General features: G+C 72.6%; 14 protein-coding genes. All 14 read right to left on the minus strand.

Going from position 1 to position 15,906, the window contains the following annotated elements:
- Nucleotides 1–7: 7 nt before the first annotated feature.
- Entirely contained in the window at nt 8–1,036 is a 1,029-nt protein-coding gene (locus IEZ11_RS15505; RefSeq protein ID WP_189263311.1) for a YHYH protein, read from the minus strand.
- Nucleotides 1,037–1,264: 228 nt separating this feature from the next.
- Nucleotides 1,265–2,107 carry an MHYT domain-containing protein gene (locus IEZ11_RS15510; protein WP_189263312.1) on the minus strand — a complete coding sequence of 281 codons (843 nt, stop codon included), beginning with the start codon at nt 2,105–2,107 and terminating at the stop codon, nt 1,265–1,267.
- 219 nt (nt 2,108–2,326) lie between these two features.
- Nucleotides 2,327–3,001: a response regulator transcription factor gene (locus IEZ11_RS15515; RefSeq protein ID WP_189263313.1), complete on the minus strand. Its 675-nt coding sequence runs from the start codon at nt 2,999–3,001 to the stop codon at nt 2,327–2,329.
- Entirely contained in the window at nt 2,998–4,365 is a 1,368-nt protein-coding gene (locus IEZ11_RS15520; RefSeq protein ID WP_189263314.1) for a sensor histidine kinase, read from the minus strand. Before IEZ11_RS15520 ends, IEZ11_RS15515 begins: the two co-directional genes overlap by 4 nt.
- Before the next feature lie 105 nt (nt 4,366–4,470).
- Complete coding sequence (locus tag IEZ11_RS15525; RefSeq protein ID WP_189263315.1) at nt 4,471–5,157, minus strand: response regulator; 687 nt, start codon at nt 5,155–5,157, stop codon at nt 4,471–4,473.
- The gene (locus IEZ11_RS15530) at nt 5,154–6,545 is read right to left on the minus strand and encodes a sensor histidine kinase (RefSeq protein WP_229713034.1); all 1,392 of its coding nucleotides are present in this window, start codon (nt 6,543–6,545) and stop codon (nt 5,154–5,156) included. The genes IEZ11_RS15525 and IEZ11_RS15530 overlap by 4 nt, the downstream gene beginning before the upstream one ends.
- Nucleotides 6,546–6,555: 10 nt before the next feature.
- Complete coding sequence (locus IEZ11_RS15535; RefSeq protein ID WP_189263479.1) at nt 6,556–7,734, minus strand: acyltransferase family protein; 1,179 nt, start codon at nt 7,732–7,734, stop codon at nt 6,556–6,558.
- 28 nt (nt 7,735–7,762) lie between these two features.
- A complete protein-coding gene (locus IEZ11_RS15540; RefSeq protein ID WP_189263317.1) occupies nt 7,763–8,782 on the minus strand; it encodes an alpha/beta hydrolase in 1,020 nt (339 codons plus the stop codon).
- Nucleotides 8,783–9,031: 249 nt separating this feature from the next.
- Nucleotides 9,032–9,907 (minus strand): alpha/beta hydrolase, encoded by an 876-nt coding sequence (locus tag IEZ11_RS15545; protein WP_189263318.1) that lies wholly within the window; start codon nt 9,905–9,907, stop codon nt 9,032–9,034.
- A 183-nt stretch (nt 9,908–10,090) separates the two neighbouring features.
- Nucleotides 10,091–11,278, minus strand: a complete 1,188-nt coding sequence (gene kynU / locus IEZ11_RS15550) for a kynureninase (protein WP_189263319.1) — start codon at nt 11,276–11,278, stop codon at nt 10,091–10,093.
- Nucleotides 11,271–12,110 (minus strand): tryptophan 2,3-dioxygenase family protein, encoded by an 840-nt coding sequence (locus tag IEZ11_RS15555; RefSeq protein ID WP_189263320.1) that lies wholly within the window; start codon nt 12,108–12,110, stop codon nt 11,271–11,273. Before IEZ11_RS15555 ends, kynU begins: the two co-directional genes overlap by 8 nt.
- Nucleotides 12,111–12,257: 147 nt before the next feature.
- Complete coding sequence (locus tag IEZ11_RS15560; protein ID WP_189263480.1) at nt 12,258–12,671, minus strand: DUF3151 domain-containing protein; 414 nt, start codon at nt 12,669–12,671, stop codon at nt 12,258–12,260.
- 550 nt (nt 12,672–13,221) lie between these two features.
- Nucleotides 13,222–14,664 carry an MFS transporter gene (locus tag IEZ11_RS15565; RefSeq protein WP_189263321.1) on the minus strand — a complete coding sequence of 481 codons (1,443 nt, stop codon included), beginning with the start codon at nt 14,662–14,664 and terminating at the stop codon, nt 13,222–13,224.
- A gap of 68 nt (nt 14,665–14,732) precedes the next feature.
- Nucleotides 14,733–15,755: a class II fructose-bisphosphate aldolase gene (gene fbaA / locus IEZ11_RS15570; protein WP_189263322.1), complete on the minus strand. Its 1,023-nt coding sequence runs from the start codon at nt 15,753–15,755 to the stop codon at nt 14,733–14,735.
- Between the last annotated feature and the right edge of the window lie 151 nt (nt 15,756–15,906).

Genomic DNA, 15,906 nt, shown 5'->3' on the forward strand with positions numbered 1-15,906 from the left:
ACGCCGCCTAGTGCCAGCCGTGCCCGGACCCGGGGACCGTCACCGGCTGACCGCGGAAGCATCCGAGGGAGTAGGGGTACTCGCCGTTGAGGTGGTAGTGGTACATGACGACCTTCCTGCCGTCCCACATGATCGTGTGGGTGTGGCCGTGACAGACGTCCAGGTCGCTGTTCTTCACGATCTTCCCGTCCTCGCCGCGCGGGCCGAAGATGCCGAAGCCGTCGATGGCGTATCCCACCAGCGGGGAGTGCCGGGGGCGGGAAGGGGTGTTCGTGGGCGCCTTCGAGGACCTGCTGCCGAAGCAGGTCTGCGAGGGGCCGTGGTAGTGGTACTGGGTGTCGTACGGATGGCCCCAGCAGCGGTCCAGCGGCAGCGCCGCGTTGGGGTCGACCGGTCGGTCCTGCGCGTCGGTGGCCACCTCCAGGTGGAAGGTACCGCCTGCCAGGGCCATCCCGGTCGTCAGCTGGTCGATGCAGGTGGGCCGGGCCCGAACAGAGGGGTCGCGTGGCACGGTGACGTCGAGGTTCCACGGCTCGATGGGGATCGCGGCGGCGTTGGGGTAACCGTGCGCGGGGATCTCCGCGTAGTACTGGTAGGCGGGGGTGCCCTGCTGGACGGGGAAGCGCCCGGTGGAGTGGTCCGGGAGGCCGTTGCCCTGGAAACGCCGCCCGGTCCCGGTCGTCGTCACCTTCAGGTACTTGTGCCAGTGCATGGTCCCCGACACGAACGGGCGCTTGCGTACGTCGATCACACCGTGCGCGTCGATCCACGGCCGGTCTGGGCGGGTGAGGGTCCCCCCTTTGCAGGCGAAGAGGGTGTCGCGTCCGGGTGCGGCGATCGACGTGCCGGTGGCGGGTGTGCGCAGGCGGGTGATGAGGGTGCCGTCCGCCCCGCCCCGGGGTGCTTCTTCGGCCGCCCGCACGGGATGCGGCGCGGCCGTCGGCACGGTCCCGGGGCCGCTCGGGGCCGTCGACGGGCCCAGCAGCGAACAGGCGGCACCGGCCGCGAGGGCGACGGATCTGAGTACGCCGTACATGCACGCTCCCCATCTCGGCAAGGAAGAGGCGGGCAGCGAACCGGTGTCCCGGTCCGGTTCCCGCCGCCCGGCTCACCTCATCACGCGCGGCTGGCGACGCCCCGCCGACATGTACGCGCGTTCGGGTGAGCCCGCGTCCGCGGCGGGACGCACCGCCGCCCGCCGGCGGCACGGGGCGGCCTGGCGGGCGGTGGGGTGTGAATGACGGGGTTTCGGGTGCGCCCGGCGTCAGGGCGTGTAGCGCCGGTCTGCCAGGGACTGTGTGCGGTCGGTCGGGGGCCAGGGCGGTGGGGCCGGGACGGTGGCGGGGGCCGGCTGGTCGGCCCAGTTGCGCTGGCCGCCGACGACCTCGGGGTCGAACATGACGATCGCCGCCGCGAGGACCAGGGCCGCGACCGGGCCGGCCAGCATGACCAGCAGGAAGGCCAGCAGGCTCGTCGAGGACTGGCCGCCGGACTGCGCCTGGGGGACGTGCACGCTCACCGCGGCCATGCCGGTGTAGTGCATGGTCGCGACGGCCGCACCCATCACCAGGCTGGCGCCGACGGTCGCCCAGACCGCGCTGATCGACACCGCCGCCCAGAGCGCGGCGGTCGCGGCGACCACGGCGATCACCACGGAGAGGACGACGACCGTGGTGTCGTAGTGCACGGTGCCGCCGGTGTTCATCGCGGTCATGCCGAGGTAGTGCATCGCCGCCACGCCGAGACCGGTCAGGACACCGGCGATGCCCAGGGTGACGGGGCCCGAACCCCGGTAGCCGACCAGGAAGACGCCGACCGCGACCACCCCGATGGCGACGAACAGGCTCAGCACCGTCCGGCCCGTGTCGTAGCTGACCAGAGCGCCGTCCACGCTGAAGCCGATCATCGCGATGAAGTGCATGGTCCAGATGCCGCACCCGAGGGACACCGCACCCAGGGCAAGCCAGCCGAAACGTTTCTCCCCATGCCCGCGGCCGATCGAACGGGTCGTGCAGCGCAGCGCCAGCACGGCACCCAGGCATGCCATCAGGTAGGCGGCTATCGGAGTTACCAGTCCGTAGTGGAACTCGGACACGTCAGCGGTCATCGCGGCAACTTTCTTCGCGCGAAACGGGGACGGGGGGCGGAAGGGGACGACTGCGGCTCCCGCCGGGGAAACGGGAGTGGGAGGCAAAAGGACGGAATCAGCCATGTGGCTGATTCCTTCACCATTCAAACACAACTTACGCGCACTGTGTCCACTCCTGTACCGCCCGCGATCGAATCGCAACAACGACCGTGCGCATGGCATGTGCGTCGCTCCGTGCTACCCCGGCGTCACCAACCGCGCCTCGTACGCGAACACCGCCGCCTGGGTACGGTCCCGCAGGCCCAGCTTCACCAGGATCCGGCTGACGTGGGTCTTGACGGTCGACTCGGCCACCACCAGGCGTTCGGCCATCTCCGCGTTGGACAGACCCTGGGCGATGAGGACCAGGACCTCCGTCTCGCGGTCGGTGAGGTCGCCGTAGGCCGCGTGGGCGGTGGGCATCAGGCGCGGGGTGCCGGAGAGTTTCGAGAACTCGGTGATCAGGCGCCTGGTCACCGAGGGGGCCAGCAGGGCCTCGCCGGACGCCACCACCCGCACCCCGTCGGCAAGCTGACGGGCCGAGGCGTCCTTGAGGAGAAAGCCGGAGGCCCCGGCACGCAGCGCCTGGTAGACGTACTCGTCCAGGTCGAAGGTGGTCAGCACCAGGACCTTCGCCGCACCGTCGGCGGCCACGATCTCCCGGGTCGCCTCGATGCCGTTCAGCTCGGGCATGCGGATGTCCATCAGGACCACGTCCGGGGCGAGTTCACGGACCCGGTCCACCGCCTCCCGGCCGTTGACCGCCTCGCCGACGACCTCGATGTCCGGCATCGCGTTCAGCAGGACCGAGAAGCCCTCACGCACCATCATCTGGTCGTCGGCGATCAGTACGCGGATGGTGCCGTCGGTCATGCGTCACCTTCACCGGTGGTGGCGGGGACGGGGAGGAACACCGTCACCTCGTAGCCGCCCTCGGGCGTGGCGGCCGCCGTCATCTCGCCGTTCAGCATCGAGACCCGCTCCCGCATGCCCGTGAGGCCGTGGCCGGCGCCGGGTGAGGGCTTGATGAGGGCGGGCCGCGGCGGGGGACCGTTGACGACACGCAGGCCCAGGCCGCCGATGACATAGCCGATCTCGACGCCGGCGCCCGCCCCCGGCGCATGACGCAGGGTGTTGCTCAGCGCCTCCTGGACGATGCGGTACGCCGACAGCTCCACGCCCTGCGGGAGTTCACGCACCGCTCCGGTGACCGTCTTGCCGACGGGCAGGCCCGCCTCCCGCACGTTGGCGAGCAGCGCGTCCAGGTCGGCGAGGGTGGGCTGCGGGGCGTCCGGCGCCTCGTAGTCCGCGGCGCGGACCACGCCCAGCACGCGGCGCAGTTCGGTGAGCGCCGCCACCGCGTTCTCCCGGATCGTGGCGAACGCCTTCTCCAGCTCCGGCGGCGGGTTCTCGACACGGTAGGGGGCGGCCTCCGCCTGGATGGCGACCACCGACATGTGGTGCGCCACCACGTCGTGCAGCTCACGGGCGATCGTCGTGCGCTCCTCCAGCAGGGTGCGCCGGGACCGCTCCTGCGCCGTCTCCGTCTGCTGCGCGGTGACCGTCTGCTCGGCCTCCCGGCGGATCTGCCGGACGGAGGCGGCGAGCATGGATATCGCGGAGGCGACCAGCATCGACGCGACGTCGTTTCCGTCGCGGCTCGCGCCGAAGAGCGAGAGGGCCATGAAGCCGTAGAGGGCGGTGATCACCCACATCCAGGCCGCCGTCCGCGGCCGGGTGCGGACGGCGACCACCGTCAGCACCACCAGGTGGGACAGGAAGCTGCCCGCCGCCCAGGGCCAGTCGTCCCAGGAACTGCTCAGCACGGCGCCGACCCAGGTCCCGGCGAGGGACAGCCAGAACGCGGCGACCGGACGCGCCAGCGTCAGCAGCACCGGCGCCAGCGCGAACAGCCCCGCCACCAGGGCCCCGAACTCCCCCAGCGAGGGGTCCGTGGCGGACACCAGCAGCGCCGCCCCGCCGGCCGCGACCACCGCGAGATGCGGGGCCCAGACGGCGTACTCCCGCCACCGGACGGGAAGGCGGCGGACGAACGGGCGGTCCATGCTCATCCGGGGCAGCGGACGGTAGGCGAAGGCGTCCTGGAACAGGTCCTGCCGCAGTCTGCGCAGGGCGTCCAGCGCCGCCCGGACCTCCGGGCTGCGCGGCTTGTACGGTGCGAACGCGCCGTCCGGCCGCTCCGGCGGCAGCGGCTGCGTGTGGGTCGTCTCGGTCACGTACCCGACCGTAGGCGGAGGAGGGGGTAGCCGTCGTCACCAGTGAGGTGGGTCCTCGGGCATCCTTCTCAGGTACTACGCGGAGCAGCGGCAGGCCGGTGCCGGTCAGTATCCGGAGGGCCGTACCAGCCCGGACTCGTAGGCGAACACCGCGGCCTGGGTGCGGTCCCGCAGGCCCAGCTTCACCAGGATGCGGCCCACATGCGTCTTCACGGTCTGCTCGGCGACCACCAGCCGCTCGGCGATCTCCGCGTTCGACAGGCCCTGCGCGATCAGGGTGAGGACCTCCGTCTCGCGCCCGGTCAGATCGCCCACGCGCACCTTCAGCGGGGCCCGTACCCCGCCCCCGTCCAGCTGGGAGAACTGGGCGATCAGCCGCCGGGTGACGACGGGCGCGAGCAGCGCGTCGCCGGCCGCCACCACCTGCACCGCCTCCGCCAGTTTGTCCGCGGACGCGTCCTTGAGCAGGAACCCGGACGCGCCGGCCCGCAACGCCTCGTACACGTACTCGTCCAGGTCGAAGGTGGTGAGCACCAGCACCCTGATGTACGGGCGTTCGCCGGTGATCCGGCGGGTGGCCTCGATGCCGTTCAGCTCGGGCATGCGGATGTCCATGAGGACGACGTCCGGGGTGAGTTCGGCGACCTTGGCCACCGCGTCCAGACCGTCCACCGCCTGGCCGACCACCTCGATGCCGGGCTGGGCGTTCAGCAGCACGGTGAAACCCTGCCGGACCATCTGCTGGTCGTCGGCGATGACCACGCGGATGGGGTCGCCGCTGCTGCTCGTCATGCGTGGTCGTCCTTCGGGTCGGGGGCACCGATGGTGCCGGAGGTGGGGTCCGCGGTGGGGCCGGGTACCGGGCGGGCGCCGGGTGCGGCGGCCGGGAGCTCCGCGAAGACCCGGTAGCCGCCGTCCGGCCGACGGCCCGCCGTCAGCGACCCGCCGAGCATCGCGGCCCGCTCCCGCATGCCGAGCAGCCCGTGCCCGGCGCCCGGCGACGGCGGCGCGGGCCCGTCCGGCCGGGAGTTCGCCACGGACACCAGGAGTCCGTAGGGGATGTACTCGATCTCGACATGCGCGGTCGCCCCCGGCGCGTGCCGCAGGACGTTGCTCAGCGCCTCCTGCACGATCCGGTACGCCGACAGCTCCACGCCCGACTGCATCGGGCGCCGCTCGCCGTTGATCCGGGCGGTGACGGTCAGACCGGCCGCCCTGGTGTTCTCGACCAGCGTGTCCAGCCGGTCCAGGGTGGGCTGCGGGCTGTGCGGACCGGTGCCGGGGACGTCGGGCGCGTCCTCGTCGGGGCTCTCGGAGCGCAGCACGCCCAGCACTCTGCGCAGTTCGGTCAGCGCCTCCAGCGCGTTCTGCCGGATGCCGTCGAGGTTCTCGCGCAGTTCGTCCGACGGGTTCTCCACCAGGTGCGGGGCGACCTGGGCCTGGATGGAGATGACCGACATGTGGTGGGCGACCACGTCGTGCAGCTCGCGCGCGATCCGGCTGCGCTCCTCCAGCAGGGTGCGCCGGGCCCGCTCCTCCTCGGTGAGCGAGGCCTGCCGGCCGAGTTCCGCGCGTGCCTCACGGCGGCCCCGCAGCGCCGTGCCGAGCGCCACCACGATCGCGGCCAGCACGACGGTGACCACCGAGGTGGACTGGTGCGGCGGTGCGCCCCAGACGCCGTCGAGAAGCCAGGTGACCACCACGGTCACGGCCAGTGCCTCGAAGGCCACCCGGGCCCGGACCCGCAGCGTGAGCAGCAGCAGGACCAGCAGCTGCGCGATGATCCCGGCCACGGTCCAGGGCCAGGTGAACAGGACCACCGGTGTCGTGCCCAGTCGGCCGTGCAGGGTGATGGCGCCCACCAGCATGGCCCCCGTCGACAGCCACCAGGCCGGGACGGGCCGCCACATCGCGAGCAGCACGGCGCCGCCCGGGGCGAAGCCGAGCAGAGAGGCGAGACCAGCGCCCAGGTGCCCGTTGTGCTGGAGCTGCGCGACGCCGCCGATCGTGATGCCGATGGCCGCCACCCACAGCACTCCGTGCGGCAGCCAGCGCAGCCACACGGAGGGCGGCAGCGGGTCCAGGCGCACGGAGCACAGGTCGTCGCGGAGTGTCCGCAGCCAGCGCAGCACGCGGTCGGTCCCGATCCACTCCGCCCGCCGGGTCCGCGTCTCCGTCACAGCGGTCAGCCTAGACACGACGCGCTTTCGCCGGTGCGGCCCGATCGGACGAGGAGTGGGTGCGTACCACCCGCGGGCGGATCCGGGGGCGGCCGCGCTCGTAGGTGTGGAACGCCGCCCAGCAGACGGTGAGCGTCAGGGCGAAGGCCGGCAGCCAGAGCAGGCGGGCCGCGACCCAGGTGAGGCCGTCGGGGGGTGTGTGCAGGCCGGGCAGGCGGCCGAGCAGAAGGCCGGTGGCCGTGGTCGCCATCAGCGCCGTCTGGTGCCAGAGGAAGATCGTCATCGCGGAGAGGTTCACGAAGGCCACCGCCGCCCAGGCGAGCGGCCTGCGCATCGCACGACGCAGCCGCTCGCGCAGGAGCAGGGCGAGGCCGCACTGCGCCAGGCCGAAGGTGACGGCGGCCAGGGTGGGCGGGTCGAGGTTGGAGACGGCCGAGCCGGGGACGCCGACCATCGAGGCGGGATAGCCCGCGCAGGCGACGAGCCCGGCCGTCGCCGCCGTACCGCCGAGGAGCAGGACCCAGCCGGCGCGCGGGCGGTCCAGTTCGCCGCGGGCCCAGGCGGCGCCCAGGGTGTACGGCACCAGCCAGCCCGCGGCCAGGTTCACCCAGCCGAGGGCGGCCGGGGCGCCGAAGCCGAAACGGAGAACGTCCACGTGAAGGACGACGGCCAGCGGCCACAGCGGGTTGAGCCGGGCGACGAGCGGGGTCGCCGCCGTCAGCGCCGCGAAGACGACGAGGAACCAGAGCGGGGACAGGGCGAGCTTGCCGAGGGTGCGGACGGTCGTGACGTCGGTGCCGGAGAGGAGCAGGGCGGTGGTCGCGATCGTCCAGAGGACGAGGAGCGCGGCCACCGGCTTGAAGAGGCGGGACAGGCGGGCCGTCAGCCAGCGGCGGTAGGGGGTGCCCTTGGCCTGGGCCGAGGCGTGGCCGCGGGTGGCGACATGACCGCCGACCAGGAAGAAGACGGCCAGGGTCTGGAACACCCAGGAGATCGGGGCCAGCCACGGCATGTGCTGGAGAGGACTGCCGGTGTGCAGCCTGCCGCCGTCCGCCACCAGCGCGGTGACCAGCCAGTGGCCGAGGACCACGCCGAGGACGGCAACCGCGCGGAGCGCGTCCACGGCTCGGTCGCGGTCGGGTGGGGTGGCGTCGTGCACACGGAGCGCCAGGTGTCGTACGGGGCCCATGGGGTTCGACAGGCTGAGCGTCGGCGTCCTACGCACGGGTGACCTCCGTTGTCTCGCCGAGGACGATCCGGGCGAGGTTGGCCAGGGAGGCCGAGCCCGGGGTGAAGTAGTCGCTGTGGCCGCCGGGTCCCGCCGCGAAGACACGGGCGCCGAAGGCCGGGGACACGGGGTCGGCGCCGAAGCCGACGGTCGTGCCGAAGAGGTCGGCGTGCAGGTGCGGGACCTCGGCTATCCAGTCGGATGCTCCCCGGCCCGCCCAGACGCGGGCGGAGGTGTGCAGGTCCGCGGCCGAGTCGGCGCCGGTGCCGGGACTGCCGACCAGGGCGATGTCGGTGACGCCGAGGCCGGTGAGGGTGGGGGCGGCGCGGGCGCAGACCACCGTGCCGTAGGAGTGGCAGAGGAGCGCCACGGAGGCCGGGCCGGGGGCGGTGAGGGTGCGGAGTTCGCGGATGAACGCGCGCAGCCGCGGGGCGGCTCGGCCGGCCCGCCCCGGGGTGAGCACCGTGGTGCTGATCGTGGCGGGGGTGCGGTAGCCGAGCCAGGCGACGGCCGCGGTGCGGGTGTCGCCGGGTGCCTCCCGGGTGAGGCGCCGGTACAGGGACGCCGCCATGGTGCGGAAGCGGGCGTAGGTGTCGAGGGTGGTGTCCGAGCCGGGGACGAGCACGGCGACGCGGGTCGCGTGGGTCACGTCGCCGAAGACCTCGGTGACCTGGCCGTCGCCTCGGGCGTCGAAGCGGAGAAGCCGCCGGGAGGGGGACGCGAGGGCGCGGTCAGCGGCGGCGCGGTCGGTGTCGCCGTGGGCGGCGGCCATCCGGGCGGCCTCGGCGGCGTCCGCGCGGTTGGCCTCGTAGGCGGTGGCGAGGGTGGCCGGGGTGAGGCGGTCGGGGAGGGCGGCCGGTGGCGGGGCCGGGATCCGGGGCCGGGCAGCCGCGGAGAGGGGGAGGACCACGGCGGCGGTGAGCAGGGCGGCGAGCAGGGTGCGGTGCAACCGCCCGCGCCGGCGTGCCCGTTGTCGCTGCCTCCGTCGCTCCCCGGTCACCGCCGTCATGGTCGGTCCCCCCGCTCAGTCCGCCCGGCCGTCGGGCTTGTCTGATCGGGAAATTACGGAGCCGACCGTGTCGCTCGCGTCCCGCCTGAGAACTCACCTTGCGGGTAGCTCTCAGGTACTACGGGTATGTGAGGGGGCAAGACGTAGGGGTCCCGGAGGCTCAGAGGCGCCCCGGCCAACGGACCACGCCCGGCCGTCGGACCACACCCCGGGCGGCGGACCACACCCCCGTCATCGGATCGGCCGGGCTCACCAGGCCAGTTGGGCGATCTCCTCCGCCACCACCGCGCAGGCGTCCGCCGCCGGGTCGATGAGCGGGAAGTGACCGACGTCCTCCAGGAGCGTCAGACCCACCACCTCGCCCGCCTTGGCCGCCGCCTCCGCGTAGGACTCGGCGACCGCGTGCGGGACGACCACGTCCGTACGGCCCTGGACCAGGGTGGTCGCGATGCCGGTCGGAAGCAGCAGCGCCGGGTCGGCATACCGCTGACGGTCGGTGAACTTCTCTTCGCCGCCCAGGAGTTGCAGCGCCGCGTTGCCGCAGACGTCCAGTTTCTCGGCCATCGCGAAGTCCGCGATCGGAGCCAGCGCCACGACCCCGCGCAGCAGCGCCGGACCGGAGGTACGCCACCCGGAGTCCGCCGGGAGGACGTGCCGTGCCGCCGCCCACAGCGCCAGGTGGCCGCCGGCCGAGTGGCCGGTGAGGACCGTGCGGCGCGGGTCCGCCCGCGGCACCGCCTCGCGGACCAGGGCGGGCAGGGCGTCCAGCGCCGCCGCCACGTCGTCGAAGGTGTCCGGCCAGCGGCCCGCCACCGGGGCCGTACCGCCCTGCGCGGGGAGCGCGGCGCCACGCCGGTACTCGACGTTGGCCACCGCGAAGCCGCGCCGGGCCAGGCAGTCGGCGAACGGGGTGATGTGGCCGCGGTCGTACGCCGCCCGCCACGCGCCCCCGTGCAGGACCACGACCAGCGGGACCAGGGGCTCGTCGGTACGCGGGGCGTAGAAGTCGATCAGCTGGTCGGGGTGGTCGCCGTAGGCGGCCGTGACGTCGGGCGCGACGTGCGGGTGCGAGAAGGCCGACTCCTCCTCGGCGGCGGCCCGTGCTGCTGCGTCGTCGTCCGGCATGCTCCAACCTCTCAGCGGCGTAATCATGTTGGCGGACCAGTGGGGGAATTCGGCCGTTGGCCGGGACGGTATCAGCCCGGTGACGTGCGCGGACACGCGGATGTGACGCACGGTGAGGAATGCTCGGTTCTGTACCGTCCCGGCTTTCCACCCGCCGGTCGCTATGTCTCCAAGTCGCTGCCGCTACGACCCCAAGACCTCCCCCAGCACCCGTGCCGCCCGTTCCGCGTCCGCGAAGCCGACGTACAGCGGGGTGAAGCCGAAGCGGAGCACGTCCGGGTGCCGGAAGTCCCCGACCACACCCCGCTCGATCAGCCGTTTCATGACGTCCCCGGCGTCCGCGCAGCGCAGCGCGATCTGGCTGCCGCGCTCCTCGTGGGCCACCGGGGTCACGCACCGCACGCGGTCCGCCGGCGCATACGCCTCGACGCACTCCAGGAAGAAGTCCGTCAGGGCGAGCGACTTGGCGCGCACGGCCGTCACCGGCACGCCGTCCCACACCTCCAGCGCCGCCTCCAGGGCGAGCATGGAGAGGATGTCCGGGGTGCCGACGCGACCGCGCAGCGCGCCCGGGGCGGCCTCGTACCCCGAGCGCATCCCGAACGGCTCGGCGTGCGAGTTCCAGCCGGGCAGCGGGGAGTCGAAGCCGTCCTGCAGCTCCCGTCGCACGTACAGGTACGCCGGTGAACCCGGGCCGCCGTTCAGGTACTTGTAGGTGCAGCCGACCGCCAGGTCGACCCCGTGCTCGTCGAGGCCCACCGGCAGGGCGCCCGCGCTGTGGCACAGGTCCCAGACGGACACCGCGCCGGCCGCGCGCACGGCGGCGGTGAGGGACGGCAGGTCGTGCAGCCGGCCCGTGCGGTAGTCGACGTGGTTCAGCAGCACGGCCGCGGTACGGGCGCCCAGCGCCGCCGGGACCTCGGCGGGTGCGAGCGGGCGCAGCGTGCAGCCGGTCAGACGGGCCGCCGACTCGGCGATGTAGCCGTCCGTGGGGAACGTCGTCGCGTCCACCAGGATCTCGTCACGGCCCTCCCCCGTCAGCCGCACCGCGCCGACAAGTGCCTTGAAGACGTTGACACTTGTCGAGTCCCCGACCACGATCTGGCCGGCCGCCGCGCCGACCAGCGGGGCGATCCGGTCGCCGATCCGCTCCGGCGCCGTCCACCAGCCGCTCTCGTCCCAGGACCGGATCCGCAGCTCGCCCCACTGCCGCCGGACGACGTCCTCGACCCGGCCGGGGACGTGTGCGGGCAGGGCGCCCAGCGAATTGCCGTCCAGGTAGACGACCTCGTCGAGGACGAAGCGGTCCCGCACCCCGGCCAGCTCGTCCTCGGCGTCCAGCTTCTGTGCCCTCAGGGCCCGCTCAGACATGGGACCTCGCCGTCCACAGCTCAGGGAACACGTTCTTGCGGGCCCGCTTCTCCAGCCAGGCGACCCCGGCCGAGCCACCGGTACCGGGCTTGGCTCCCATGGCCCGGCGGGTGGCGACCAGGTGGTCGTTGCGCCAGCGCCAGACGAGCTCGGCGACGTCGGTAAGCGCCTCACCGAGACGGGCGAGGCCGGCGTCGCCGTCACCGGAGTAGACGGCCGTCCAGGCGGCCTCGACGGCCTCGGACGGCGTGTAGGGCAGTGATGTGTCACGCTCCAGCACCGCGTCCGGGATCGGATGCCCGCGGCGCGCCAGTACCCGCACCACCTCGTCGTACAGACTCGGCTCGTGCAGCGCCTTCTCCAGTTCCGCGTGCACGCGCGGCGCGGCGCGGTGCGGGACGAGCATGGACGCGGACTTGTCGCCGAGCAGGAACTCCATCCGCCGGTACATCGCCGACTGGAAGCCGGAACCCTCGCCGAGGGCCGAGCGGTAGGAGTTGAACTGGGCGGGGGTGAGCTGGCCGAGCGGCTTCCAGGAGGCGTTCAGCGCCTCCAGTTCACGGGTGGAACGCTTCAGCGCGGCGATCGCCGTGGGCAGGTCGTCACCGCGCAGCGCCGCCGCGGCCGTCTCCCACTCGTGCACGATGACGGTGAACCACAGCTCCATCACCTGGGTGGTGACCAGGAAGACCATCTCTCCGGGATCGTCGGAGAGGGTGTGCTGGAGGTGGGTGAGCACGTCCGCCCTGACGTAGTCCTCGTAGGGGGTCGTGCCGGCGAAGTCGAGATGCGGGGTCTCGGGCTCGTTGGTTGCGAGAGCCTCTTGGGACATCGCTGTCTCCTGTTGTACTCCGGGTAGCGGTCCGCCCCTGCCGATGCCGACACGGGGGCCCCGGTCCCCACCGGCATCTTCCGCAACATAACCCGCATCCGGCAAGGCCCGCCTGTCGCCAGACGGGCCAGACGGCCGAACGAGCGGCTAGCCGAGGGCCTCGGCCGCGGTCGGCGAGGAGTCCTTCAGGAACTGCGTGCAGCGCTCGTACTCCTCCTTCTCGCCGATGGCTCCGGCGGCCCGGGCCAGGGCGTGCAGGGCGCGCAGGAAGCCACGGTTGGGCGCGTGCTCCCAGGGGACCGGCCCATGCCCCTTCCAGCCGTTGCGGCGCAGCGCGTCCAGGCCGCGGTGGTAGCCCGTACGGGCGTAGGCGTACGACTCGACGACCGAGCCGCGCTCGAACGCGTCGTCGGCGAGCTGGGCCCAGGCGAGCGAGGAGGTGGGGTACTTGGCGGCGACGTCCGCGGGGGCGGTGCCCTGTTCGAGGAGCTCGCGGGGGGCGGGCTCGTCGGGGAGGTGGGTGGGGGGCGGCCCGCCGAGGAGGTTCTGGTGGATGCTCATGGTGGCCAGTCTGAGGGATCGGCGCGCCGCCCAGGCCACCGTGCCGGTTCCGAGGTGTGCCTGGGCGAACGTCCAGAACCCCGTCCCGTCGTATCCGGTGTCGTACGGCACGCCGGTGCCCGCGGCCACGTCGGAGTCGTCTCCGGCGCCGGACACCGCGACGGTGTCGAGGGCGTGTGCCGCCTTCGTGACCGCCGCCGCGAGCGAGGGCCGCGCCGTCGCTCCGCGCGAGAAGCCGACCGTGACGCCGGGAGTGACGCCGGGAGTGACGCCGGGAGTGGCGAACCACTGGACGGCCCGCACGTCGTTCTCGCCCATCCAGTACATGGCCCGGAACGGCTGGGTGGGCCTGTTCCAGGGCTGCGCGTACTGCAGGGTCAGGCGCGAGTCCGTGAACGGCCCTCCGTCGACTGACTCCGTCAGGTTCCCCGACGCGTCGACGCTCACGCCGAGGACCACCTTCCGGGAGGCCGCGCGCGCCGGAAGAGGGCACCACCGAATTGCGTGCACGATCAGCTTGCAGGGCGGGGCGGCTCGGGATTCCCGCCGGTCAGCTGCGGCCGTCCGTCTCCAGCGGCGGCGTCGTGACGTTCCCGTGCCGACGGCACTCCGGGCGTACGCAGCCCGGGGCCGGGCGCCGTACCAGCGTGAAGGCCAGCACCGCGCCGACCACCAGCACGCCCGCGCAGATGGGCATGGCCCGGTCGAACGCCTTGTCGAACGCCGTGGGCGACCGGTAGGCCTCCGGCCCCATCCCGGCCAGCAGCGGCAGCGCCGCCACCGCGAGCAGGCCGGCGGCGCGGGCCGCCGCGTTGTTGATGCCGCTGGCGATGCCCGCCCGCGCGGTGTCCACGGAGGCGAGGACGGAGGCGGTGAGCGGGGCCACCAGGACGACCATGCCGACGCCCTGGACCAGGACCGCCGGCAGCACGTCGGTCAGATAGTCCGCGTGTGCGCCGACGCGCAGCATCAGGAGCATCGCGGTGGCGCAGAGCAGCGGGCCCACCGTTAGGGGGATGCGGGGGCCGATGCGGTCGGCCAGGGCACCCGAGCGGGCGGAGAACAGCAGCATCAGGGCCGTCGTCGGCAGCAGTGCCGTACCGGCGGCCAGCGCCGAGTAGCCCGCCACCACCTGGAGTTGCAGCGCGGTGAGGAAGAAGTAGCCGCCGAACGCGCCGTACACGCACAGGGTGACGACGTTGAGTGCCGTGAACTGGCGGGAGCCGAAGATGTCCAGCGGGAGCATCGGGTCCTGGCGGCGTTTCTCGACGTACCCGAAGGCCACCCCGGCCGCGACGCCCGCCACCGCGAGCAGGGACGCGGTACCGGCCTCGATCAGCGCGAAGGTGACCAGGCCGAGGGCCAGGGCGCCCAGCACCGCGCCGAGGACGTCGAAACGGCCGTGGGCGCGTCCGTCGGCCGACTCGGGGACGTGGCGCAGGGCGACGGGGACGCAGAGCAGGGCCAGCGGGACGTTGAGGAGGAACACCCAGCGCCAGCCCGGACCGTCCACCAGCCAGCCGCCGAGGAAGGGCCCCACCGCCGCGCCGATGCCGCCGAAGCCGGACCACAGGCCGACCGCGCGGGCCCGGTCGTCGGGGTGGAAGGAGGCCTGGATGAGGGCCAGGGAGCCGGGGGTGAGCAGGGCGCCGCCGATGCCCTGGAGAGCGCGGGCGGCGATCAGCATCGCGTCGTTCGGAGCGAGGCCGCACATCAGGGACGCGGCCGCGAACCAGACGACGCCCACCACGAAGACCTTCCGGCGGCCGTAGCGGTCGCCGAGCGAGCCGCCGAGCAGGATCAGGCCGGCCAGCGTGAGCATGTACGCGTTGACCGTCCACTGGAGGGCGGACAGGCTCGCGTCCAGATCCTCCCCGATGCGGGGCAGGGCGACGTTGACGACCGTCGAGTCCAGCATCGCCATGCTGGAGCCGAGGACGGTGGTGAGCAGAATCCACTTGCCCTGGGAGGAGGCCAGCCGGACGTCGGGCATGGTTCCAGGTATACAGCGGACCCGGCGCCGTAGAACAGACGCCGGGTCCGACGGGAGCGGGCGCCCGCTTACTTGATCTTGTTGCCCGCCGAGCGCAGGTTCTGCGTGGCCTCGACGACACGCGCGGCCATGCCGGCCTCGGCCAGCTTGCCCCAGGTGCGCGGGTCGTAGGTCTTCTTGGAGCCGACCTCGCCGTCGACCTTCAGGACGCCGTCGTAGTTCCTGAACATGTGGTCGGCCACCGGACGGGTGAAGGCGTACTGGGTGTCCGTGTCCAGGTTCATCTTCACGACGCCGTTCTCCAGCGCGGTGCGGATCTCCTGCTCGGTGGAGCCGGAGCCGCCGTGGAAGACGAAGTCGAACGGCGACTGCTTGCCGAACTTGGCGGCCACGCCGTCGTTCAGCTCCTTGAGCAGGTCGGGGCGGAGCACGACGTTGCCCGGCTTGTACACGCCGTGCACGTTGCCGAAGGAGGCGGCCAGCAGGTAGCGGCCCTTCTCGCCGAGCCCGAGCGCCTCGGCCGTACGGATGGCGTCGTCGACCGTCGTGTACAGCGAGTCGTTGATCTCGTGCGACACGCCGTCCTCCTCGCCGCCGGTCGGGGTGATCTCGACCTCGAGGATGATGTTGGCGCGGCGGGCCTGCTCCAGGAGCTCCTGCGCGATGGCCAGGTTGTCGGCGAGGGTCTCGGCGGAGCCGTCCCACATGTGCGACTGGAAGAGCGGGTTGCGGCCGTTCTTCACCCGCTCCTCGGAGATCGCGAGCAGCGGACGCACGTACCCGTCGAGCTTGTCCTTCGGGCAGTGGTCCGTGTGCAGCGCGATGTTCACCGGGTACTTCTCGGCGACGATGTGCGCGAACTCGGCGAGCGCCACCGAGCCGGAGACCATGTCCTTCTTGTACTGGCCACCGAGGAACTCGGCACCACCGGTGGAAATCTGGACGATGCCGTCGCTCTCCGCCTCCGCGAAGCCGCGCAGCGCCGCGTGCAGGGTCTGGGTCGAGGTCACGTTGATGGCCGGGTAGGCGAACTTGCCTGCCTTCGCCCGGTCCAGCATCTCGTTGTAGACCTCGGGAGTTGCGATGGGCATGGGTCCGCTCCTTGGGTGTGCGGGTCGGCGTACTGCTGTTTTCTTACGGCCCTGACCTAGACCTATGGGGGCGACGTCATCGTCGTGCCCATCTTTCCAGACCTCGACCGATGCTCCACGCACCGGTCAAATCCGGGTCAATCCCACCCGT

It is taken from the genome of Streptomyces fuscichromogenes, assembly GCF_014645815.1.
GTDB lineage: Bacteria > Actinomycetota > Actinomycetes > Streptomycetales > Streptomycetaceae > Streptomyces > Streptomyces fuscichromogenes.

What these genes read in the sequence shown, in the direction of transcription:
- IEZ11_RS15505 (WP_189263311.1), bottom strand. Translation starts at nt 1,036, where the DNA reads ATGTACGGCGTACTCAGATCCGTCGCCCTCGCGGCCGGTGCCGCCTGT.
- IEZ11_RS15510 (WP_189263312.1), bottom strand. Translation starts at nt 2,107, where the DNA reads ATGACCGCTGACGTGTCCGAGTTCCACTACGGACTGGTAACTCCGATA.
- IEZ11_RS15515 (WP_189263313.1), bottom strand. Translation starts at nt 3,001, where the DNA reads ATGACCGACGGCACCATCCGCGTACTGATCGCCGACGACCAGATGATG.
- IEZ11_RS15525 (WP_189263315.1), bottom strand. Translation starts at nt 5,157, where the DNA reads ATGACGAGCAGCAGCGGCGACCCCATCCGCGTGGTCATCGCCGACGAC.
- IEZ11_RS15535 (WP_189263479.1), bottom strand. Translation starts at nt 7,734, where the DNA reads ATGGGCCCCGTACGACACCTGGCGCTCCGTGTGCACGACGCCACCCCA.
- IEZ11_RS15540 (WP_189263317.1), bottom strand. Translation starts at nt 8,782, where the DNA reads ATGACGGCGGTGACCGGGGAGCGACGGAGGCAGCGACAACGGGCACGC.
- IEZ11_RS15545 (WP_189263318.1), bottom strand. Translation starts at nt 9,907, where the DNA reads ATGCCGGACGACGACGCAGCAGCACGGGCCGCCGCCGAGGAGGAGTCG.
- kynU (WP_189263319.1), bottom strand. Translation starts at nt 11,278, where the DNA reads ATGTCTGAGCGGGCCCTGAGGGCACAGAAGCTGGACGCCGAGGACGAG.
- IEZ11_RS15555 (WP_189263320.1), bottom strand. Translation starts at nt 12,110, where the DNA reads ATGTCCCAAGAGGCTCTCGCAACCAACGAGCCCGAGACCCCGCATCTC.
- IEZ11_RS15560 (WP_189263480.1), bottom strand. Translation starts at nt 12,671, where the DNA reads ATGAGCATCCACCAGAACCTCCTCGGCGGGCCGCCCCCCACCCACCTC.
- IEZ11_RS15565 (WP_189263321.1), bottom strand. Translation starts at nt 14,664, where the DNA reads ATGCCCGACGTCCGGCTGGCCTCCTCCCAGGGCAAGTGGATTCTGCTC.
- fbaA (WP_189263322.1), bottom strand. Translation starts at nt 15,755, where the DNA reads ATGCCCATCGCAACTCCCGAGGTCTACAACGAGATGCTGGACCGGGCG.